The organism is Burkholderia sp. Bp9012, assembly GCF_003853825.1.
Classification (GTDB): Bacteria; Pseudomonadota; Gammaproteobacteria; order Burkholderiales; family Burkholderiaceae; genus Burkholderia; species Burkholderia diffusa.
Genome location: NZ_QTQA01000035.1, coordinates 37805 through 58659, shown reverse-complemented (window position 1 = coordinate 58659; position 20855 = coordinate 37805). Strand labels below are relative to the sequence as shown.

General features: G+C 67.0%; 21 protein-coding genes. 17 read left to right on the top strand and 4 right to left on the bottom strand.

The window, feature by feature from the left end:
• The 7 genes from DIE11_RS32200 to DIE11_RS32170 all read left to right on the top strand — a co-directional run.
• Positions 1-908: ABC transporter permease subunit (locus DIE11_RS32200; protein ID WP_260437230.1), on the top strand; the 908-nt coding region annotated here is incomplete at its 5' end.
• A complete protein-coding gene (locus tag DIE11_RS32195; protein WP_124629472.1) occupies positions 905-1837 on the top strand; it encodes an ABC transporter permease subunit in 933 nt (310 codons plus the stop codon). The genes DIE11_RS32200 and DIE11_RS32195, both read left to right, overlap by 4 nt.
• Before the next feature lie 21 nt (positions 1838-1858).
• Positions 1859-3433, top strand: coding sequence for a DUF3138 family protein (locus DIE11_RS32190; protein ID WP_124629471.1), 1575 nt, complete (start codon positions 1859-1861; stop codon positions 3431-3433).
• Positions 3434-3459: 26 nt separating this feature from the next.
• Positions 3460-4752 carry an FAD-binding oxidoreductase gene (locus tag DIE11_RS32185; RefSeq protein WP_124629470.1) on the top strand — a complete coding sequence of 431 codons (1293 nt, stop codon included), beginning with the start codon at positions 3460-3462 and terminating at the stop codon, positions 4750-4752.
• Positions 4753-4823: 71 nt separating this feature from the next.
• A complete protein-coding gene (locus DIE11_RS32180) occupies positions 4824-5204 on the top strand; it encodes a cupin domain-containing protein (protein ID WP_124629469.1) in 381 nt (126 codons plus the stop codon).
• A gap of 47 nt (positions 5205-5251) precedes the next feature.
• On the top strand, positions 5252-6676 hold the full coding sequence (locus tag DIE11_RS32175) for an amidase family protein (protein WP_124629468.1): 1425 nt from the start codon (positions 5252-5254) through the stop codon (positions 6674-6676).
• Positions 6677-6701: 25 nt separating this feature from the next.
• Positions 6702-8192 carry an aldehyde dehydrogenase gene (locus tag DIE11_RS32170; RefSeq protein ID WP_124629467.1) on the top strand — a complete coding sequence of 497 codons (1491 nt, stop codon included), beginning with the start codon at positions 6702-6704 and terminating at the stop codon, positions 8190-8192.
• A 61-nt stretch (positions 8193-8253) separates the two neighbouring features.
• Here DIE11_RS32170 and DIE11_RS32165 read toward each other — a convergent pair whose 3' ends face one another.
• Positions 8254-10107, bottom strand: a complete 1854-nt coding sequence (locus DIE11_RS32165) for an ABC transporter ATP-binding protein (protein WP_124629466.1) — start codon at positions 10105-10107, stop codon at positions 8254-8256.
• A 288-nt stretch (positions 10108-10395) separates the two neighbouring features.
• Here DIE11_RS32165 and DIE11_RS32160 point away from each other — a divergent pair, with 288 nt between their 5' ends.
• The 6 genes from DIE11_RS32160 (at position 10396) to DIE11_RS32135 (ending at position 14693) form a co-directional block, all read left to right on the top strand.
• Complete coding sequence (locus tag DIE11_RS32160; RefSeq protein WP_059684599.1) at positions 10396-10962, top strand: TetR/AcrR family transcriptional regulator; 567 nt, start codon at positions 10396-10398, stop codon at positions 10960-10962.
• A 224-nt stretch (positions 10963-11186) separates the two neighbouring features.
• The gene (locus DIE11_RS32155) at positions 11187-11612 is read left to right on the top strand and encodes an organic hydroperoxide resistance protein (protein ID WP_059449252.1); all 426 of its coding nucleotides are present in this window, start codon (positions 11187-11189) and stop codon (positions 11610-11612) included.
• Between the two features lie 58 nt (positions 11613-11670).
• The gene (locus DIE11_RS32150) at positions 11671-12705 is read left to right on the top strand and encodes an alpha/beta hydrolase (RefSeq protein ID WP_124629465.1); all 1035 of its coding nucleotides are present in this window, start codon (positions 11671-11673) and stop codon (positions 12703-12705) included.
• Positions 12706-13032: 327 nt separating this feature from the next.
• Positions 13033-13404, top strand: coding sequence for a CidA/LrgA family protein (locus DIE11_RS32145; RefSeq protein ID WP_059600713.1), 372 nt, complete (start codon positions 13033-13035; stop codon positions 13402-13404).
• A complete protein-coding gene (locus DIE11_RS32140; protein ID WP_124629464.1) occupies positions 13401-14135 on the top strand; it encodes an LrgB family protein in 735 nt (244 codons plus the stop codon). The genes DIE11_RS32145 and DIE11_RS32140 overlap by 4 nt, the downstream gene beginning before the upstream one ends.
• Positions 14136-14378: 243 nt before the next feature.
• A complete protein-coding gene (locus DIE11_RS32135; RefSeq protein WP_124629463.1) occupies positions 14379-14693 on the top strand; it encodes a hypothetical protein in 315 nt (104 codons plus the stop codon).
• Between the two features lie 103 nt (positions 14694-14796).
• Here DIE11_RS32135 and wrbA read toward each other — a convergent pair whose 3' ends face one another.
• Positions 14797-15399, bottom strand: a complete 603-nt coding sequence (gene wrbA / locus DIE11_RS32130) for an NAD(P)H:quinone oxidoreductase (RefSeq protein WP_059600705.1) — start codon at positions 15397-15399, stop codon at positions 14797-14799.
• A 61-nt stretch (positions 15400-15460) separates the two neighbouring features.
• Entirely contained in the window at positions 15461-16186 is a 726-nt protein-coding gene (locus tag DIE11_RS32125; RefSeq protein ID WP_124629462.1) for a pirin family protein, read from the bottom strand.
• Between the two features lie 127 nt (positions 16187-16313).
• On the opposite strand from DIE11_RS32125, the gene DIE11_RS32120 reads away from it, so the two are divergent.
• Positions 16314-17198: a LysR family transcriptional regulator gene (locus DIE11_RS32120; protein ID WP_124629461.1), complete on the top strand. Its 885-nt coding sequence runs from the start codon at positions 16314-16316 to the stop codon at positions 17196-17198.
• On the opposite strand, the gene DIE11_RS32115 is transcribed toward DIE11_RS32120, so the two are convergent.
• Positions 17158-17442, bottom strand: coding sequence for a hypothetical protein (locus tag DIE11_RS32115; protein ID WP_124629460.1), 285 nt, complete (start codon positions 17440-17442; stop codon positions 17158-17160). The genes DIE11_RS32120 and DIE11_RS32115 overlap by 41 nt on opposite strands.
• 215 nt (positions 17443-17657) lie before the next feature.
• Between DIE11_RS32115 and DIE11_RS32110 the strand changes: the two genes are divergently transcribed.
• The 3 genes from DIE11_RS32110 (at position 17658) to DIE11_RS32100 (ending at position 20480) form a co-directional block, all read left to right on the top strand.
• Entirely contained in the window at positions 17658-18641 is a 984-nt protein-coding gene (locus tag DIE11_RS32110; protein ID WP_409364594.1) for a lysozyme inhibitor LprI family protein, read from the top strand.
• A 317-nt stretch (positions 18642-18958) separates the two neighbouring features.
• Positions 18959-19372, top strand: coding sequence for a DoxX family protein (locus DIE11_RS32105; RefSeq protein WP_059449243.1), 414 nt, complete (start codon positions 18959-18961; stop codon positions 19370-19372).
• A gap of 163 nt (positions 19373-19535) precedes the next feature.
• Positions 19536-20480 carry an SDR family oxidoreductase gene (locus DIE11_RS32100; RefSeq protein ID WP_124629458.1) on the top strand — a complete coding sequence of 315 codons (945 nt, stop codon included), beginning with the start codon at positions 19536-19538 and terminating at the stop codon, positions 20478-20480.
• Positions 20481-20855 lie beyond the last annotated feature (375 nt).

The following is a 20855-nucleotide window of genomic DNA, read 5'->3' as shown; positions in this document are numbered from 1 at the left end:
GCAGCCGCTTCGCCGCGCTGTCGCGCTTCCTGCCGTCGGGCCGCGGCATCGCGATCGGCGTGCCGTTCGTGTGGCTCGTGGTCTTCTTCGCGCTGCCGTTCGTGCTGGTGCTGAAGATCAGCTTCGCCGACCAGATGCTCGGCATTCCGCCGTACACCGCGCTCGCGCGGCTGGAGGCCGGCACGGTGCAGGTCGCGCTGTCGCTGAAGCATTACGCGCTGCTGCTGCAGGACGACCTGTACCTGAAAACCTACGTCAGCTCGCTGAAGATGGCCGCCGCGTCGACGCTGATGTGCCTGCTGGCCGGCTATCCGATCGCGTATTGCATCGCGCGCTCGGCGCCGGCCCGCCGCAACCTGCTGATGATGGCCGTGATGCTGCCGTTCTGGACGTCGTTCCTGATCCGCGTGTATGCGTGGGTCGGGATCATGAAGGACGACGGGCTGCTGAATCGCACGCTGGCGGGACTCGGCGTGATCGCGACGCCGCTGCGCCTATATCACACCGACGCGGGCGTCTACATCGGCATGGTCTATTCGTATCTCCCGTTCATGGTGATGCCGCTGTACGCGCACCTCGTGAAGATGGACCTCACGCTGCTGGAGGCCGCCAACGATCTCGGCGCGACGCCGTGGTCCGCGTTCTGGCGCATCACGTTGCCGCTGTCGAAGAACGGCATCGTCGCGGGCAGCCTGCTCGTGTTCATCCCGGCAGTGGGTGAGTACGTGATTCCCGAACTGCTCGGCGGCGCGAACACGCTGATGCTCGGCCGCGTGATGTGGGACGAGTTCTTCAACAACATGGACTGGCCGATGGCGTCCGCCGTGACGGTGACGATGGTGCTGCTGCTGCTCGTGCCGATGGCGCTGCTCCATTACAGCCAGACCGAAGCGGAGGCGCAGAAATGACGCGCGCGAATCGCATCCTGTCCGCGTGCGTGCTGGGCGTGGGCTTCCTGTTCCTGTACGTGCCGATCGTCAGTCTCGTCGTCTATTCGTTCAACGAGTCGAAGTTGGTGACGGTGTGGTCGGGCTTCTCGCTGAAGTGGTACGGCGCGCTGCTACACGACGGCGAACTGCTCGCGGCCGCGTGGCTGTCGCTGAAGATCGCGTTGCTGACGGCCACTGCGTCGGTCGCGATCGGCACGTGGGCCGGCTTCGTGCTGGCCCGCATGGGGCGCTTTCGCGGCTTCACGCTCTACGCGGCGATGATCAACGCGCCGCTGGTGATTCCCGAAGTGATCCAGGGCATCTCGTTGCTGCTGCTGTTCGTCGCGATGCAGCAGACCTTCGGCTGGCCGGCCGGGCGCGGCTGGCTGACGATCTGGATCGGCCACGTGATGCTGTGCCTGTCGTTCGTCGCGGTGATCGTGCAGTCGCGTGTGAAGGCGCTCGACCGCTCGATCGAGGAAGCCGCGCTCGACCTCGGCGCGAGGCCGTGGAAAGTGTTCTTCGTGATTACGCTGCCGCTGATCGCGCAGGCGCTGGTGTCAGGCTGGCTGCTCGCGTTCACGGTGTCGATCGACGACGTGATCCTGTCCGCGTTCCTGTCGGGCCCCGGTTCGACGACGCTGCCGCTCGTCGTGTTCTCGCGCGTGCGGCTCGGTCTGAATCCGGAAATGAATGCGCTCGCAACGGTGTTCATCTCGGTCGTGACGATCGGCGTCGTCGTCGTGAACCGCACGATGCTGGCCCGCGAGCGGCGGCAGGCGCGCGATGCGCGTAGGTGGCATGCGGCGTCCACGCCGGATGCGCCTGCGTCACCGGCCGCTTCGGCGCCTGCGCGCCCGTCGGCCGCGCACCCCCGGCACGCCCCCGCACCGCATCCCGTGAAGTGAAGAACGACCAGGAGACTTTCCATGAAGAAGAAGCATCTGTGCGCGCTGATCGCCGGTGCGCTGCCGGGGCTCGCCCTTGCGAACTCGAGCGCCGACCAGATCAGGGCGCTGCAGCAGCAACTCGCCGTGCTGCAGCGGCAGATGAGCGCGATGCAATCGCAACTCGCCGCGAAACCGGGGGGCGTGCCGGCTGCATCCAACGCAGCGCCAGTAGCGACCGGCGCGGCCGCCGCCGACGCGTCGGCGCCCGGCTACGGGCAGGCGCAGGCCCTGCTGACCAACGACGACGTGACGGAAATCCGCCAGCAGGTCGCGAACCAGCAACTGAAGGTCGACTCGCTGACCGACGCGGCGCGCACGGGCCCGATTGCAGGGCTGTCGGTGACCGGCTACCTCGACCCGACCTACGTGTACAACCGCGGCGCCGGCACGTCGTCGTTCCAGTTCGCGAACCATGAGAACGCATATACGTACTACAACAGCACGTTCGGCGACGTATTCCTCGACATCAAGAAGACATTTGGCGTTGGCCCGACCGCGCCGTCCGCGGAAATCACATTGATGCCGAACCGCGGCGCGGGCCTGGCGATGATGACTGGCAGCGGCGCGGGCGGGCTCGACATCGTGAACACGGCGGTCGTCACGGTGCCGCTGTCGGGCACGACGGCGTTCGTCGGCGGCCTCGTGCTCGGCTTCGGCGGCTACGAGTACCAGCAGTCGAACCAGATGCTCACGCTCACGCACAATCTGCTGTACGATTTCTCCGACCCCGGTTCGTCGATCGGCGCGGGCATCAACTACCAGAGCGCGGACGGCCACTGGGCGTGGAAGTTCTTCGTCGGCAACGAGCAGTTCCGCAGCGCGGGCGCGGTTACGCAGACGGGCGTCAACGCGCTCGGCGACCCGATTACGACGAGCAACAAGGTGCCGACCTTCACCGCGCGCGTCGACTACATGCACGGCAGCGCGCTCGATATCGGCGGCTCGATCAACATCGGCCGCCAGACGCTGCCGAGCGCGATCGATCCGGCGACCGGCAACGTGCGTTACGGCGTCGGCGGCAACGCGCCGAGCGCGTACGGCGCGTTCTTCTTCGGCGAAGCCGACGCAACCTACACGCTCGCCGACGCGCAGTACAACGCTGAGATCGACTATGGCCAGCAGCAGCACGGTGCGTTCAACGGCGGGCTTGCGCAGTGGTTCGGGCTGTCGCTGCTCGCGCACCGCAAGTTCAACGCGCCGGTGATCGGCCGGATGGGCGCGACGCTGCGCTATGACCTGCTCGTGAACCGGAAGAACGGCGGCGGCGGTTCGTCGATCGGCCTGAACGGCAACGGGATGGATCCGAACAACGGCTTCGGCATCGACGCGGACTGCCTTGCGCTGTCGAAGACGAACGGCGGCGTCGGCTTCGAGTGCAAGGGCGCGACGCGGCAGGCCGCCGCGTTCGACCTGCTGTTCTACCCGACCCAGCAGGTGACGGTGAAGGTCGAATACCGGCACGACTGGGCGAGCAACAAGGTCTTCCTGCGTCACGACGGGTCGTATGCGAAGTCGAACGACCTGCTCGCGACCCAACTCATCTACGCATTCTGACGCGACGCCATTCGCGAGTCTCACTCATGCTCAAGTTCAAAAACCAGCAACATGTTCAGTCGTACTATGCAGCGACGGTCAACAGCCGTGTGCACCATCCGCAGCTCGACGGGGGCGTGACCGCCGACGTCTGCGTGATCGGTGGCGGGCTCACCGGCCTGTCCGCGGCGCTCGATCTCGCCGAACGCGGCCATTCGGTCGTGCTCGTCGAGGCGTCGAAGATCGGCTGGGGCGCGAGCGGGCGCAACGGCGGCCAGTTGATTGCCGGGTACGCGTGCGACATCGATACGTTCTCGGCGTACCTGCCGGACGACGACGTGCGGCGCGTGTGGGCGATGGGGCTGGAGTCGGTCGATATCGTCAGGCAGCGGGTCGAGCGGCACGGCATCGATTGCGACCTGACGTTTGGTTACCTGATTGCCGCGAACAAGCCGCGCCATCTCGATGCGCTGCGCAAATGGCGCGATACCGCGGCAAGCCGCTTCGACTATCGCGGCTACGAAATCGTCGAGCGTGCCGACATGCAGCACTTCGTCGCCTCGGACCGTTACGTCGGCGGCCTGCGTCACGACGGCAGCGGCCACCTGCACCCGCTGAACTACACCCTCGGCCTCGCGCGGGCGGCACGCGAGGCCGGCGTGACGATCCACGAGGACACGCCCGCGCTCGCGCTCGAGCGTGCCGCGCCGTACCACCGCGTCAGGTGCGCGCACGGGAACGTGGACGCCCGCTACGTCGTGCTGGCGGGCAATGCATACCTCGGGCAGCTAGCGCCGGCGCTCGCGCGCAAGATCATTCCGGTGGCGACTTACGTGATCGCGACGGAGCCGCTCGGCGACACGCGCGCGGCCGAGACGATGCCGGCCGACGCGGCGATCTGCGACTGCAATTCGGCGCTCGACTATTTCCGGCTGACGCGCGACCGCCGGCTGCTGTGGGGCGGCAAGGCCAGCAGCTCGACAAACACGCCGCGCGACCTCGCGGCCGCGATGCGGCGCGACATGCTGAAGACGTTTCCGCAGCTTGCCGACGTGCGGGTCGATTATGCGTGGGGAGGCCTGATCGACGCGACGATGAATCGCGCGCCGCATTTCGGCCGGCTCGAGCCGACCGTGTATTTCGCGCAGGGCTTCTCCGGGCATGGCGTCAACGTGACCGGCCTCGCGGGGCGGCTGATCGCGGAAGCGATCGACGCACAGGCTGCGCGCTTCGACCTGTTCGGGCGGATTCGCCATCGCGACTTCCCGGGCGGACAACTGCTTCGCACGCCCATGCTGGCGCTCGCGATGGCGTGGCACCGCGCGATGGACCTGCTCTGACCCGCGTGGGCCGCCTCGTCCGGCCGCGCGGCACCGCAACATTTCGAACTACTCATGCCCTGGAGGCAAACATGACCAACATCACGAATCTCGTCGACCTGATGCGGGCGCCGGCGAAGCTCACGCAGAGCCGCGTGCCGAGCGGGCTGCTGCTCGACGGCAACCCGATGCAGACGCTGTCGCATCACTACATCAGCCCGTGCGGACAGTTCAGTTGCGGAATCTGGGAATGCACGCCCGGCCGCTGGACGATCGACTACGACGAATCGGAGTATTGCGAAATGCTGAGCGGCGTCGCGATCGTGCGCGATGCGGACGGCCGCGAGCGCGTGCTGCGCGCCGGCGACCGGTTCGTGATCCCGCCGGGTTTTCGCGGCACGTGGGAAGTCGTCGAAACGTGCCGCAAGGTCTATGCGTCGCATTCACCGCAGGCCGACCAGCCGCGCGCGTAATGCGCGGCCGGCTTGCGACAACTATCGAGATCAACGAGGAGCAACCCATGACTCAGGAATTGTGGCGTCTCAGTGCGGCCGAGATGGCCGCGCATGTCGCACGGCGCGACGTGTCGGCGACGGAACTCACGCGCAGCTGCCTGCAGCGGCTTGAACAGGTGAACCCCGTCATCAACGCGATCGTCGACGTCATGGCCGACAGCGCGTTGCAGGCGGCATCCGATGCCGATGCAGCGATTGCGCGCGGCGCGCCGCTCGGCCCGCTGCACGGTGTGCCGGTGACCGTGAAGATCAACGTCGACACGGCCGGATGCGCGACGACCAACGGCGTGCGCGCGTTTTCGGACCTGGTCGCACACGAGGACAGCCCGGTGACCGCGAACCTGCGCAAGGCCGGTGCGATCGTGATCGGGCGCAGCAACGCGCCGGCGTTTTCGTATCGCTGGTTTACCGACAACGAATTGCACGGCCGCACGTCGAATCCGTGGAATCCGGCGCTGACGCCGGGCGGTTCCAGCGGCGGCGCAGCCGCGGCGGTGGCCGCCGGCATCGGCGCGATCGCGCATGGCAACGACCTGGGCGGTTCGATCCGGTACCCGGCGTATGCGTGCGGTGTCGCCGGGCTGCGGCCGAGCACCGGGCGCGTCCCTGCGTACAACCCGACGCAGTCGAAGGACCGCACGCTCGCGGTGCAGCTCGCATCCGTGCAGGGGCCGCTCGCGCGCACGGTCGGCGACCTGCGTCTTGCGCTCGATGCGATGGCGGCCGGCGACGCGAGCGACGCATGGTGGATGCCGGTCGCGCCGGTCGCGCCGGTCGCGCGCGAGGCCGCGTTCCCCGCGCGCGTGGCCGTGTGCACGGCGCTGCCGGGCGTGCCGTCCGATCCGGTGGTCGTCGACGCGATCCGGCAGGCCGCGCGCTGGCTCGAGGACACCGGCTGCATCGTCGAGGAAGCGGAACCGCCGCGGATCGCCGAAGCGTGCGAACTGTGGCTCGACCTCGTGACCAACGAAGCGCGCAGCGGGCTCGGCGACGTGATCATGCAGCACGGCGACGCGGCGATCCGCACCGCGTTCGCGAGCCAGCGCAATCTCGCGGCGCCGCTGGATCTCGCCGCCTACATGAACGGCCTCGCGCGGCGCACCGCGCTGCTGCGCGACTGGCAGCAGTTCTTTACGCGCTATCCGCTGCTGCTGATGCCCGTGTCGTGCGCGCAGCCGTTCGAGATCGACGCCGACCAGCGTGGTGACGACGCGATGCGCGAGATCATCGGCCGGCAGGGGCCACTGCTTGCGACCGCGCTGCTCGGGCTGCCGGGGCTGTCGGTGCCGACCGGCATTCGCGACGGCGTGCCGACCGGCGTGCAGCTCGTCGCCGGACGCTTCCAGGAGGCGCTGTGTCTTGCCGCGGGCGAGGCGATCGAGGCGCGCGCGGGGATCTTCACGCCGATCGATCCGGTCACCGGTTCGTGATGCACGACTTTTCATGGGAGTACGAATGAATCAACGGACATACGAAGACTGGCAGGCCCGCGCGGCCGTGTTGCGGATCGAAGGGCGCGCGTTCATCGACGGCGAAGCGCGTGACGCGCACGCCGGCGCGACCTTCGCCTGCGTGAGCCCGATCGATGGCCGCGTGCTCGGGCACGTGGCCGATTGCGGCGGCGACGATGTCGACGCAGCGGTCGCGGCTGCGCGCCGCGCGTTCGACGCGCGGGTCTGGGCCGGCATGAACCCGCGCGTCCGGAAAGCCGTTTTGCAGCGCTGGACCGCGCTGATGCGCGAGCATCTCGACGAACTCGCGCTGCTCGAGACGCTCGACACCGGCAAGCCGATCGCCGACACCACAGCGATCGACGTGCCGGCCGCCGCGCATTGCGTCGAGTGGTATGCGGAAGCGATCGACAAGGTCGGCGGCGAGGTCGTGCCGGCGGACCATCATCTCGTCGGGCTCGTCACGCGCGAGCCGATCGGCGTCGTCGCGGCGGTCGTGCCGTGGAATTTCCCGCTGCTGATGGCCGCGTGGAAGTTCGCGCCGGCGCTCGCGGCGGGCAACAGCGTGGTGCTGAAGCCGTCGGAGAAATCGCCGTTGACCGCGATCCGCGTCGCGCAGCTCGCATGCGACGCGGGCGTGCCGCCCGGCGTGTTCAGCGTCGTGCCGGGCGGCGCGGAGCCGGGCAGGGCGCTCGCGCTGCATCGCGATGTCGATTGCATCGCATTTACCGGGTCGACGCGCACGGGCCAGCAGATCATGGCGTGCGCCGCGCAGTCGAACCTGAAGCGCGTATGGCTCGAACTGGGCGGCAAGTCGCCGAACATCGTGCTTCCCGATTGCCCCGATCTCGACCGCGCCGCGCAGGCCGCTGCCGACGCGATCTTCTTCAACATGGGCGAAGTGTGTACGGCCGGCTCGCGTTTGCTCGTGCATCGCGACATCAAGGATGTATTCGTCGCGAAACTGGTCGAAGCATCGCGGCGTTTCGCGCCCGGGCATCCGCTCGATCCCTCGGTGACGATGGGCGCGATCGTCGACGGCATCCAGCTCGAACGCGTGCTCGGCTATATCGAGGCGGGGCGCAGCGAAGGCAGGCTCGTCACGGGCGGTACACGTGTGAAGGAGGAGACGGGCGGCTTCTACGTCGAGCCGACGGTCTTCGAGGTGAAGCCCGATGCGAAGATTGCGCGCGAGGAAATCTTCGGGCCCGTGCTGTCGGTGATCGTGTTCGACGACGTCGACGAGGCCATTCGCATTGCCAACGACACCGAGTACGGGCTGGCCGCGGCCGTGTGGTCGGCCGACCTCGCGACTGCGCACCGGCTTGCGCGGCGCCTGCGGGCGGGCACCGTGTGGGTCAACTGCTACGGCGACGGCAGCGACGACATGAACTTCCCGTTCGGCGGCTACAAGCAGTCGGGCAACGGTCGCGACAAGTCGCTGCATGCGCTCGACAAGTACACCGAGCTGAAATCGACGATCGTGCGGTTGTAGTGTCGGGTGCGGCGCGTGGCCCCGGCAACGAGGCCGCGCGTTGCACGTATCGTGGAGCGGCTTACTGCTCCGCGCCTTCCGCCTCCGCCGTTTCGCCGAGAAACCCGCCGCTCTGGTGCGCCCACAGCGCCGCATAGATGCCGCCAGCCTGAAGCAGTTGCTGGTGCGTGCCTTCCTCGACGATGCGCCCCTCGTCGAGCACGATCAGCCGGTCCATCGCCGCGATCGTCGACAGCCGGTGTGCAATCGCGATGACCGTCTTGCCGCTCATCAGGCCGTCGAGGCTGCGCTGGATCGCGATCTCGACTTCGGAGTCGAGCGCGCTGGTCGCTTCGTCGAGCACGAGGATCGGCGCGTCCTTGAGCATCACGCGCGCGATCGCGACGCGCTGCCGCTGGCCGCCCGACAGCTTCACGCCGCGCTCGCCGACCTCGACGTCATAGCCGCTGCGCCCGTGCCGGTCGCGCAGCCGCTCGATGAAGTCGGACGCTTCCGCGCGCACGGCCGCGTCGTGCATCTCGCGCTCGGTCGCGTCGGGGCGACCATACAGGATGTTCTCGCGCATCGTCCGGTGCAGCAGTGACGTATCCTGAGTGACCATCCCGATCGCCGCGCGCAGGCTGTCCTGCGTCACGTGCGCGATGTCCTGCCCGTCGATCCGGATCGCGCCGCCGTCCACGTCGTAGAAGCGCAGCAGCAGGTTCACGAGCGTCGACTTGCCGGCGCCCGAGCGGCCGATCAGGCCGATCCGCTCGCCCGGCCGGATCGTCAGGTTCAGCCCGTCGAACACCGCGCGCTCGTTGTCCTCGTGCGCGAAGCGCACGTTGTCGAACACGATACCGCCGCGTTGCACGACGAGCGCCTTCGCGTCGGGTGCGTCGACCACGCTGCGCACCTTCGTCAGCGTGTTGATGCCGTCCTGGATCGTGCCGACGTTCTCGAACAGTTCGGTCATCTCCCACATGATCCAGTGCGAATAACTCGACAGGCGCAGCGCCATCGCGATCACGGCCGCGACGACGCCCGCGCTCGCTTCGCCATGCATCCACAGATACAACGCGAGGCCGGCCGAGCCGACCAGCAGCAGCGTCGACAGCAGATGGTTGACGACCTCGAACGCGCTGACGAGCCGCATCTGCGCGTCGCCGGTCGCCTTGAACGCCTCCATCGCGCGGCGTGCGTGGTCGGCTTCCCGCCGCGTGTGCGAGAAGAGCTTCACGGTCGTGATGTTCGAATACGCATCGGTGATGCGGCCCGTCATCAGCGCGCGTGCGTCGGCTTGCCGGCTGCCGACGGCACCCAGGCGCGGCACGAAATACGCGCAGGCCGCGCCGTAGCCGAGCGCCCACAGCGCGAGCGGAATCATCAGCCGCCAGTCGAAGCTCGCCGCGAGCGCGAGGATGCCGATCAGGTACGCTGCGACGCCGATCACGACGTCGACCGACATGAACAGCGCATCGCGCACGGCAAGCGCGGTCTGCATGATCTTGGTCGTCACGCGGCCGGCGAACTCGTTCGCATAGAACGACAGGCTCTGGTCGAGCATCAGCCGGTGAAACAGCCAGCGCAGCCGCATCGGGAAGTTGATCGCGAGCACCTGGTGCTTGACCATCGTATGCAGCGCGATCAGCAATGCGCTGCTGGCAAGGATCGCCGCGAAGCCAGCGAGCGTGCCGAAGTGTCGGCCGCCGAATTCCGCCGGTGTCGCGGACGACAGCCAGTCGACCACGCGCCCCATCATCGCGAACAGCGCGGCTTCGTACGCGGCCAGCGCGGCCGAAGTCAGCGCGATCAGCAGGATCCAGCCCCGCGCGCCTTTCGTGCACGCCCAGACGAACGAGAAGAATCCCCTCGGCGGCGTGACGGGATCTTCGAGCGGGAAAGTCGGCAGGCGCCGTTCGAACCACGAATACATCAACTGTTCTCCTTATTCGGTCCGGCGAAGTGGACGGACCCGTGATGCAGGTGCCGGATGCGACGAGATATCGGGGCGCTGGCGCGCACATTCGACCAACCGACGATTGCGTCGTGGTCGCGTCGCCTGGCTGGGAGTGTCGCATTGATTCGATTGGGCCGCAGGCCGGTTGTAAGCAGCCGCGGCTGGGCGGGGCGGGTGTGACCGCGCCCGGGGTTTCGAGGCCTTACCCTTCCACCTCATAAAAAGTCCTTGACTATCTATCTATGAGTAGATAAAGTTCGATCCATGGAAACGAAACCGACCGTCCGCGAACAGATTCTCGACCACGCGATCACGCTGATGATGCTGCGCGGTTACAACGGCTTCAGCTATCGAGACCTGTCCGACCTGGTGGGCGTGAAGACGTCGAGCATCCACTACTACTTCCCGTCGAAGGACGACCTCGTGCTGGAAGCGGTGGCGGCCTACAGCGACGAAGTCCTCGCGGCCATGCGGGCGATCGATCCGGCGCTGCCGGCCGACGTGAAGTTGAGCCTGTACACGAAACTGTTCGGCCGGACGCTCGGCGACGGCAACCAGATTTGCCTGTGCGGGATGCTCGCGGCCGACATCGAATCGTTGCCGGAGAACGTGCGGCAGGCCGTGCAGGCGTTTTTCAAGGCCAACGAGAACTGGCTTGCGGAATTGCTGGCGCAGGGCGCGAAGGAACGCACGCTGCAGTTCAGCGGCAAGCCCGAAACGGCGGCGCGCACGTTGTACGCGGCGTTCCAGGGCAGCGTGCTGGCCAGTCGGCTGTTTCACACCAGGGCGCGTCTCGAGGATGTCGAGGCCGTCTGGAAAGTCCGGTCCTGACGGGCGGGGCGAGCAGTCAGGCGGTTCGCCGCCTTTTGTCGGGTTTTGCTGTCTATCTTTTGGTAGATAGATTATCGGAGCAGGTGGATCGACCGCCTGCATTTTTTGGGGATGTTTATCTATCTATGAGTAGATAAACAAGCGTGATGCCGGCGGCAAGGCTTTCGGTACGCGGTCCCCGGGTTGGAAGGCTGTTTCACTCACTGGTTGAAAAGGAGTCTGTCATGTCGATCGAAAAAGTGTTGTACCGCGCCCATGCAAAAGCCACCGGCGGCCGCGACGGCCGTGCCACGGTGCCCGAAAGCGGCCTGGACCTGAAGCTGACCACGCCGCGCGAACTTGGCGGCGCGGGCGGCGCAGGCGCGAATCCCGAGCAACTGTTCGCGGCCGGCTATAGCGCGTGCTTCATCGGCGCGATGAAGTTCGTCGCGGCCCGCGACAAGATCGCGATCCCCGCGGACGCCGCCATCGAAGGCAGCGTTGGTATCGGCGCGATCCCGAACGGCTTCGGCATCGAAGTCGAACTGAAGATTTCGTTGCCGGGCCTCGATCGCGAGACCGCGCAAACGCTGATCGACCGCGCGCACATCGTCTGCCCGTACTCGAACGCGACGCGCGGCAACATCGATGTCACGCTCACGCTCGCCTGATCAATCGCACTGCGAACCATTAATCGTCATTCATCGGGTTGAACCCGGGAGTTTCATCATGAAGATCGTCAAGCCGCTGCTGATCGCCACCGCTGTTGCAGCCACGTTGTCCATCGCGTCCACCGCATTTGCCGCCGGCGCCGAAGCCGCTCGGCCCGATGTGGCGACGAGCGGGTTCCTCGCCGCGCTGAACGGCCAGAAGGGCCCCGGACTCGAAACGTTGAGCCCCGCGAAGGCACGCCAGGTGCTCGTCGACGCGCAGAAAGGCGCGAAGGTCGACCTGTCAGGCGTCGACGTGTCGAATCGCACGATCGAGCAGGACGGCTTGTCGGTGCCGATCACGATCGTTCGCCCGCAGGGCGCGACGGGCACGCTGCCGGTGTTCATGTTCTTCCACGGCGGCGGCTGGATTCTCGGCGACTTCCCGACGCATGAACGCCTCGTGCGCGATCTCGTCGTGCAATCGGGCGCCGTCGCGGTGTTCGTGAACTACACGCCGTCGCCGGAAGCGCATTACCCGGTCGCGATCAACCAGGCGTATGCGGCGACGAAGTGGGTGGCCGCGCACGGCGCGGAGATCGGTGTCGACGGTAGCCGCCTCGCGGTGGTCGGCAACAGCGTCGGCGGGAACATGGCGGCCGTGGTGTCGCTGATGGCGAAGGACAAGGGCGGCCCCGCGATCCGCTTCCAGGGCCTGATGTGGCCCGTCACGGACCACAACTTCAATACGGGCTCATACAACGCGTATCAGCAGGGTCACTTCCTGACGCGGCCGATGATGAAGTGGTTCTGGGACGCCTACACGAAGAACGAAGCGCAACGCAACGACATCTACGCGTCGCCGCTGCGCGCGAGCACCGCGCAGTTGAAGGGCCTGCCTCCCGCGCTGATCCAGGTCGCGCAGTTCGACGTGCTGCGCGACGAAGGCGAAGCGTACGGCCGCAAGCTCGATGCAGCCGGTGTCGATGCGACGACCACGCGTTACGACGGCACGATCCATGATTTCGGTCTGTTGAACGCGCTGGCCGCGGATGCACCGACGAAGGCCGCGACGAAGGCGCTGGCGAATGAAATCGCGACGCGGCTGAAGTAACGCGGCGGGTGGCATTCGAATGCGAACGACGAAACGGCGGGCTCATGCCCGCCGTTTCTGCATGCGGCCGACGGGCGCGGTGAAAGGCGGCTCCACTGGCGTCCGGACCGGCGCTATCGCTCCTTCGTCTTGCCCGGTTCCTCCCGATCTCTTGCCTGATCCAACCAGATTGAAACGGTCGAAGCGGGATCGTGCGATCGCACCGTCGCGGCTGGTTGCGAGCATTGTTGATACGATCGCGCGTATCGTCCACGTCGGCGCGGCACGCCGCCGGCAAATCGGTCGCGCGGCCGCCCGGTATCGCGACCACCTTCGGGAGAGCGGTTCATGCTGCAGGCGTTCGCGGTCTTGCTGACCTTCCAGTGTCTCGGGGAAGGGGTGTCCTATCTGTTCGGCCTGCCGGTGCCGGGCCCGGTGATCGGCATGCTGCTGCTGTTCGGCTTCGTGATGCTGCGCCCGCAGGTGGCCGACGCGATCGAGCCGACCGCGCTCGAGCTGCTGCGCCATCTGTCGCTGCTGTTCGTGCCGGCCGGCGTCGGCATCATGGTGTCGGCCGATCGCGTGCGCGGCGACGCGGTTGCGGTCGTCGTCGCGCTGGCGGTGAGCACGACGCTCGCGATCGCGGTGACGGCGCTCGTCACGCGTGCGCTGCTGCGGCGCCAGCGCCGCACGGGTGGTACTGCGGAGGGCACGCAATGACGGCCTTCCCGAAACTCGGCGCGATCTGGGTGTATCTCGCCGCGAGCCCGCTGCTGGGCCTGACCATCACGCTGGTCGCGTATCTGTTCGCACAGGCCGTCTATGCACGCGCGCGCTTCAACCCGCTCGCGAACCCGGTGCTGATCGCGGTCGCGCTGATCGTCGTGCTGCTGACGATCACGCACACGCCGTATCCGACGTATTTCGAGGGCGCGCAGTTCGTCCACTTCCTGCTCGGCCCGGCGACCGTTGCGCTGGCGCTGCCGCTGTATCGCCAGTGGGCGAAGTTGCGGCGCAGCGCGGTGCCGCTGCTCGTCGGGCTGCTGGCGGGCTCGCTGACCGCGATCGTGTCGGCGGTCGGCATCGCCGCGCTGTTTGGCGCGTCGCACCAGACGATCGCGTCGCTTGCGCCGAAATCCGCGACCACGCCGATCGCGATGGCCGTCGCGCAGGAAATCGGCGGGATTCCGTCGCTGACCGCCGTGCTGGTGATCTCGACCGGAATTTTCGGCGCCGTGTGCGCCCGCGCGATCCTGAACGCGCTGCGCATCGAGGAGCCGGCGGTGCGCGGTTTCGCGCTCGGCGTCGCGTCGCACGGGATCGGCACCGCGCGCGCGTTCCAGGTCAGCGAGGAGGCCGGCGCGTTCGCGGGCCTCGGGATGGGGCTGAACGGCGTGCTGACCGCATTCGTCGTGCCGATCCTGCTGCCGGTGCTGTCGCGCTGGATCTGAGCGGCGGCTGGTGCTGGCCGCGCGCGATGCTATCGGTTTCCCTGATGGCACGTGCGCCGCGCCGTCTGGCCGGGCGCCTGCCGCGCATGTATCGTTGCCGTTATCAGGAGAATTCAGGAACCGGCACGGACATTTGCGCAGCGATCGGCTAACGTTGCATCGGCGCCGTGGTCGCACGCCGACGTCCGTCGCGTGCGTGCCGGCGTTCGACCCACAACCAACAATCGACAAGGAGATCCGGCCATGACGAAGGCTCGCGTGGTTTCGGTGGCAGTGGCAGTAACGGCGTCGTTCGGTCTGCTGTTGACCGCCGCGCCGGCGGCATACGCGCAGGATCCGGCGTCCGCACCGACGCAGAAGCAGCTCGACAAGGCGCAGAAGAAGGCAGCCCGCAAGGCGGCCCGCGCGCGCCACGCGAAGGACCTGAAGGCGATCGGCACGGGCACCGGCTACCGGCTGACCAACGATCAGAGCAACTATCCGCAGAACGCGGTCGAGAAGGCGCCCGCGACGAAGGCGGCGCCCGCTGCTCCCGCCGCGCCGGCATCGGGCCAGTAACGGCCGGCGTTCGCGCGACGGAAAACGGCGCCGGGTCGACCGGCGCCGTTCGTGCTCGTGCGCGCCGTGGTCCCGGGGCTTTCCGGGACGGACGGCACCCGCGTTACGACGCGAGCTTCGCGGCGAGTTCCGCGACGTGCTTGCCCTGGTAGCGCGCGATGTCGAGTTCGTTCGCGCTCGGCTGACGGCTGCCGTCCGCGCCCGCGAGCGTGGTCGCGCCGTACGGCGTGCCGCCCGTGATTTCGTTCATGTTGACGAGCCCGCTGCACGCATAGGGTACGCCCACGATCACCATCCCGTGGTGCAGGAGCGTCGTGTGGAACGACGTGATGGTCGTTTCCTGGCCGCCGTGCTGCGTGCCGGTCGAAGCGAACACGCTGCCGATCTTGCCGACGAGCGCACCCTTCATCCACAGGCCGCCTGTCTGGTCGAGGAACGTGCGCATCTGGCCGGCCATGTTGCCGAAGCGGGTCGGCGTGCCGAAGATGATCGCGTCGTAGCCCGCGAGTTCGTCCACGGTGGCGACGGGTGCGGCCTGGTCGACCTTGACGCCGATCGCCTTCGCCTGGTCGACGGGAATGGTTTCAGGCACGCGCTTGAGCGTGACCTCGACGCCGGGCACCGATTTCGCGCCTTCCGCGACGTGCTGCGCCATCGTTTCGATGTGCCCGTAGGACGAGTAGTAGAGAACGAGTACCTTGGCCATGTTGCGAATCTCCGATTAAGAAGGCCCCGCGTTCAGCGGGGCCCGATGTTCCGAACGGGCGTCATGCCCACTCGGCCGTCACTTCGACCGGACGCAGGTCGAATACCAGCACTTCGGCATCCTTGCCGTCCGCGAACGTCAGCACCTGCTCGTCGCGGATACGTGCGCCGTCGCCTTCGCCGAGCGTCACGCCGTTGACCGTCACGCTGCCGCGTGCGACATGCACGTAGGCGAAGCGGTCCGGTGCGAGTTCGAGCGTTGCGCGTTCGTCACCGTCGAACAGGCCCGCGTAGATGCGCGTGTCCTGGCGGATCCTCAGCGAACCGCCGTTACCGTCGGGCGACACGATCGGCGTGAGCTTGCCGCGCTTGTCCTCTGCCGCGACGTTCGTCTGCTGATAGCGCGGCTCGGCACCTTTCTCGGCCGGCCCGACCCAGATCTGCAGGAAGTGGACGGGCGTCTCGTGCGAGTGGTTGAACTCGCTGTGACGCACGCCGGTACCCGCGCTCATCAGCTGGACATCGCCCGGCACGATCACCGACCCGGTGCCCATCGAATCCTTGTGCTCCAGCGCGCCATCGAGCACGTACGACAGGATTTCCATGTCGCGGTGCGGGTGCGTGCCGAAGCCGCGGCCCGGCGCGACGCGGTCGTCGTTGATCACCAGCAGGTCGGAGAAGCCGACTTGCTTCGGATCGTAGTAATTCGCGAAAGAAAACGTGTGACGGGAGCTGAGCCAGCCATGCTCGGCACGGCCACGTTGGTTTGCTGCACGAGTCTCGATCATGATTTTTTCCTGGATGTCGCCGGACCTCGGAAGTGGGGCCGGCCGTTCGTTGAGATGAATCTTAGGTCAATCGATTTGACAAATAAATGGCTGTAGAGATAATGACTGTCACTTTGGAGTGGACAATATGGAACTCAACGACCTGAGGATCTTCGTTGCGACTGTCGATGCGGGCAGCTTCACGGCGGCGGCCGATCAACTCATGCTGTCCAAGCAGTTCGTGAGCCGGCGCACGATGGCGCTCGAGGCAGCGCTCGGCGTGCGCTTGCTGCATCGCAATACGCGCAATCTCGCGGTCACGGAATCGGGGCAGGAGTTCTATGCGCGCGCGCAGCGGATCCTCGCCGAGGTCGCCGACGCCGAGCAGGCGATGTCGGTGCGCAGCACCGAGTTGCACGGCTCGCTGAAGATCAGCGCGCCGCTGTCGTTCGGGATCACGCACGTGTCGCCACTGATCGCCGAATTCCTGTCCGCGCATCCCGCCGTGCGGCTCAACGTCGACCTGACCGACCGGCGGGTCGACCTGATCGGCGAGGGCTTCGATCTCGTGCTGCGGATCGGCACGCTCGAGGATTCGACGCTGATCGCGCGCCCGCTCGGCGCGTGGGAGATGATCGCGTGCGCGAGCCCCGCTTACCTGAAGCGGCAGGGCACGCCCGCGACGCCGGCCGACCTCGCCGGCCACACATGTCTGATGTATGGACGCGAGCGGCGCGTCGGCTGGGAATTCCGGGTCGACGGCGCGTCGCGCACGTTCGACGTACAGGGGCCGCTCGTCGCGAACAACGGCGAAGTCGTGCGCGACGCGGCGATCGCGGGGCTCGGCATCGCGCTGCTGCCGCATTTCATCGTCGGCGCGGCGCTCGACAGCGGCGCGCTCGTGCCGGTGCTCGACGCGTATGCGCCGTCGCCGATCACGCTGAACGCGGTGTTTCCACAACACCGGGAAGGGTTCGTCACGCTGCGCACGTTCATCGGGTTTCTGGCGGAGCGGTTGGGCGGGCGGAGGTAGCGGGCGCGGTGTGCGTCGGATGGCGTTTTTTTGATCCGGCGAAGGAGACGTTGCGCGCGCGGTGGAAGTCGCGACGGCTTTCGTCGAGCGGCATGGCGAGTGGCGTGACCTCGTCGGCGGCCGGCATGCGGGCCCGTGCGTCGAGCGCGGCGATGGTCTCGTTTCGGCGCTCGTGTGCCGGTGTCGGATGGTTTTCCATTCGCTCGCGCGCGGTGCCGCGCGACGATTGATCGGTGGCGCGCATTCGCGTTAGGCTTCGCCGGAGGCGACGGCCGGCAGTGCATGCCGGGCCGGGTGTTTTTACCGCGAATCGCATCGAGCACGTAGCTTCTACTCACCGCCATTCACGACGAGTCCAGTCCAATGACAATGAAGAATCGATCGAATGCTCGCGCGGGCGAGCGAGGGCAAGCCAGGCTTCACCGCCGGCATGCGCGGCGTGCGAATCTGCGATCCGTCATGATGTTTGCAGTGCTTATGATCTCGCCGATGGCCGCGCATGCGGCCGGCTTCGATTGCGCGAAAGCCGCTTCGCCGACCGAAAAGGCCATCTGTGCGGACGCCGGGCTGTCGTCGCTCGACGGCGAACTGGCGGCTGCGTGGAAGAAGGCGCTGGCGAAAGGCGGCGATACGGCCGCGCTGAAGGCCGCGCAGCTGAAATGGCTCAAGCAGCGCGATCGCTGCGGCAACGATGCGCCGTGCCTCGGCGACCGCTATCGCGAGCGGCTCGCGAGCCTGAACGGCACACCGCTTGCCCCCGATCGGTGGCAGCAGACGTGGTATCGCGACAGCGCGAACCCGTCGTTCGGCGGCGTGCTGACGTTCACCGGCACGGCACCGCGTCTTCACTTCGAATTGAGCGGCAACAACGGCGCGAATACCGGCGGTCTCAGCGGCGATATCGAACTGCACGGCGACAGCGGCACGTTTCGCCAGGATCGATGCCGGCTCGATTTCAGGCGCAAGGGCGGGCGCGTGCAGGTCGCGCAGCAGGGCGGCGATGCCGATTGCGGCGCCGGTGCGGGCGTCGTGTATTCGGGCGACTACGTGACGGCGTCGAAGGCGCAGGCGAGTCAGGCGCCGGATCTCGTGACCCTGAAGGTGCTGGCCGATGCGCGGGAGAACGCGATCGCGCACAAGCTGCTCGGCGCCGATTATCAGACGCTCGTCGACACGGTCAATTCCAGCGCGGACGAACAGGATCTCGACGGCCTGAATGCCGGCGTGAAGTCGTACTGGGTACGCGGCATCGCGACGACGAACGCCGCGATCGTGATGCGCCGGGGCACCGATCTGTGGATCGGTCTGCTCGTGTTCGATGCGCAAGACAAGGTGCGGATGCGCTATTACACCAGCGTGCCGGCGTGGAAAAAGACCGTGCCGAAGACCATTCGCGCATGGCACGACAATCTCGACAAGACGCTGCCGGTCGATTTGATGTGATCCGGCAGCCTGGCGCGTCGGCCGATGTGCCCGGCCGCAATAATGTCTTTGTTACGTGACAATTGTCCACTACATAGCGACAGCAAATCTTGCTTCGGCGGATTGATGATTTCCGGTGAGACAGTAGACTGCACCCGTGCTTCGCCAGAACCGCACCGCAGCGCGCCATGACGGCGCGACCGGACGGATTCTTCGGCAGCGGGCCGGCCGGCCCGCAGTTCGATCGTGCGAGGCGGGTTCGTTGCCGATCCGTGGGTTCGCCGTTGCGGCGGCCATCGGCACCGAATGCGTCAAACCGTCAATTCAAGGTGATTGCTATGCGTTACGTTTCGCTGGAGTCGAAGAAGGACGAGCTGCTGCTGGCGGCTCGCGTGCTGATGATGATCCTGTTCGTGCTGTTCGGCTGGCAGAAGCTGAACGGCTTCTCGGGCACGGTCGCGTACATGGCATCGACGGGCGCACCGTCGCCCGAGCTGTCGGCGGTGATCGCGGTGGCGGTCGAGCTGGTCGGCGGCGCGCTGATCGCGGTCGGGTTCTATACGCGTCCGCTCGCGCTGGTGTTCGCGGTCTATACGCTCGCGACCGCGTTGATCGGGCATCGCTACTGGGCGCTGCAGGGCATGGACCAATACCTCGCGATGATCAACTTCTACAAGAACATCAGCATCATCGGCGGCCTGCTGTTGCTCGCGGTGAGCGGGCCGGGGCGCTATTCGTTCGACCGGAAGTAAGCGGGTGCGAGGCTTCGTGCCGCACGACGGGCCCGGTGCGCGGAATCGCGCACCGGGCCTTGTTTTCATCGATCGCAATTCGTCGACGTGCGATCGAAATCGACATTGGCCGCATGTTCTCGTATAGATTGGGGGCCCTCATCCCCTTTCATCGTTGGCTACCGTGTCGCATCCGACCATCCTTCTCATCGGCGCGTCCGGCCTGCTCGGCCGCGCGGTTGCCGCATCGCTGTCCCGCGAATCGTCGCTGACGCCGATCGGAACGATCCGCAATCCGGACACCGCGGGCGCGCGGCGGCTCGCTTTGCCGCCGGAAAACGTCGTCCGGCTCGACGCGCTCGATCAGCCGGCGCTCGAACACCTCTTTGCAACCCGTCGCCCGGCCGCCGTGATCATCTGTGCTGCCGAACGTCGCCCGGACGTCTGTGAACGCGACCCCGCGGCCGCGCGTGCGATCAACGTCGACGCACCGGCCCGCATCGGCGCACTCGCCGCGCGCTACGGTGCGTGGACGCTCGGCATCTCCACCGACTATGTATTTGACGGCAAGGCTGCGCCGTACCGCGAAGACGCCGCGCCGAACCCGTTGAACATCTACGGCCGTACCAAGCTGGAAGGCGAGGCCGCATTGCTCGCCGCATCGCCGCTTGCCTGCGTGCTGCGGCTGCCGTTGCTCTACGGCCCGATTGTCGACTGGCGCGAGTCGGCCGTCACGAGCCTCGTGCCGGCGATCGTCGCGTCCGCGCGACCGGGCGCGGACGCAGTCGGGATGGACGCATGGGCGATCCGCTATCCGACCTACACGCCCGACGTCGCGGCGGTCATCCGCGACCTGACGCTGCGCCATCTCGCGGGCTCGCCCGTCACGGGCATCCGTCATTGGTCGGGCGAGGAGCCGATGACGAAGTACGACATCGCGCAGCGGATCGCGGCCGCGCTCGGCGTCGACGCGGCGCTCGCGCCGATCGACTCGCCGGCCGATGCGACGCCGCGTCCGTACGATTGTCACCTGGATGCATCGCGCGTGCGCGCACTCGGGATCGATCATGCGACGCCGTTTGCGACAGGGCTGCAAGCCGTGCTGCGCGACGCGCCGCGGCTGCCGTAAGCGCGTCGGGTTGCATGGTGTGGCGTCGCACCGCGATGCCGCAACGCGTGGCAGCGGCCGCTCATCGCCGGTGCAAGGCAAGACACGCCACCGCGCAATATTCCCGTTTGGCGGGAAGCGTCGGGGCCGCGTGGCGGTGTGTCCGGTTCGCCGACGCCCTGACGCATTCGAAAAATCACGAGAGCAAGAGAGGACCCATCGTGACGTGTCTTCGTCTCGGATGCGATCGCGCGCGCGACCTCGCGCGTGCCCGTTCCGGGCGAGGCCGACAGCTTTCTTGCCGCGTCACCCGGAGAAGTGGAACGTTACGTCATCCATATCGATGTCGACACGTTCCATGCGTTGCGACTCGACGAGCACGGATTTTCCGCAGCC

Coding starts and splice junctions, on each gene's coding strand:
- DIE11_RS32195 (WP_124629472.1), top strand. CDS start 905: ATGACGCGCGCGAATCGCATCCTGTCCGCGTGCGTGCTGGGCGTGGGC.
- DIE11_RS32190 (WP_124629471.1), top strand. CDS start 1,859: ATGAAGAAGAAGCATCTGTGCGCGCTGATCGCCGGTGCGCTGCCGGGG.
- DIE11_RS32185 (WP_124629470.1), top strand. CDS start 3,460: ATGCTCAAGTTCAAAAACCAGCAACATGTTCAGTCGTACTATGCAGCG.
- DIE11_RS32180 (WP_124629469.1), top strand. CDS start 4,824: ATGACCAACATCACGAATCTCGTCGACCTGATGCGGGCGCCGGCGAAG.
- DIE11_RS32175 (WP_124629468.1), top strand. CDS start 5,252: ATGACTCAGGAATTGTGGCGTCTCAGTGCGGCCGAGATGGCCGCGCAT.
- DIE11_RS32170 (WP_124629467.1), top strand. CDS start 6,702: ATGAATCAACGGACATACGAAGACTGGCAGGCCCGCGCGGCCGTGTTG.
- DIE11_RS32165 (WP_124629466.1), bottom strand. CDS start 10,107: ATGTATTCGTGGTTCGAACGGCGCCTGCCGACTTTCCCGCTCGAAGAT.
- DIE11_RS32160 (WP_059684599.1), top strand. CDS start 10,396: ATGGAAACGAAACCGACCGTCCGCGAACAGATTCTCGACCACGCGATC.
- DIE11_RS32155 (WP_059449252.1), top strand. CDS start 11,187: ATGTCGATCGAAAAAGTGTTGTACCGCGCCCATGCAAAAGCCACCGGC.
- DIE11_RS32150 (WP_124629465.1), top strand. CDS start 11,671: ATGAAGATCGTCAAGCCGCTGCTGATCGCCACCGCTGTTGCAGCCACG.
- DIE11_RS32145 (WP_059600713.1), top strand. CDS start 13,033: ATGCTGCAGGCGTTCGCGGTCTTGCTGACCTTCCAGTGTCTCGGGGAA.
- DIE11_RS32140 (WP_124629464.1), top strand. CDS start 13,401: ATGACGGCCTTCCCGAAACTCGGCGCGATCTGGGTGTATCTCGCCGCG.
- DIE11_RS32135 (WP_124629463.1), top strand. CDS start 14,379: ATGACGAAGGCTCGCGTGGTTTCGGTGGCAGTGGCAGTAACGGCGTCG.
- wrbA (WP_059600705.1), bottom strand. CDS start 15,399: ATGGCCAAGGTACTCGTTCTCTACTACTCGTCCTACGGGCACATCGAA.
- DIE11_RS32125 (WP_124629462.1), bottom strand. CDS start 16,186: ATGATCGAGACTCGTGCAGCAAACCAACGTGGCCGTGCCGAGCATGGC.
- DIE11_RS32120 (WP_124629461.1), top strand. CDS start 16,314: ATGGAACTCAACGACCTGAGGATCTTCGTTGCGACTGTCGATGCGGGC.
- DIE11_RS32115 (WP_124629460.1), bottom strand. CDS start 17,442: ATGCGCGCCACCGATCAATCGTCGCGCGGCACCGCGCGCGAGCGAATG.
- DIE11_RS32110 (WP_409364594.1), top strand. CDS start 17,658: ATGATGTTTGCAGTGCTTATGATCTCGCCGATGGCCGCGCATGCGGCC.
- DIE11_RS32105 (WP_059449243.1), top strand. CDS start 18,959: ATGCGTTACGTTTCGCTGGAGTCGAAGAAGGACGAGCTGCTGCTGGCG.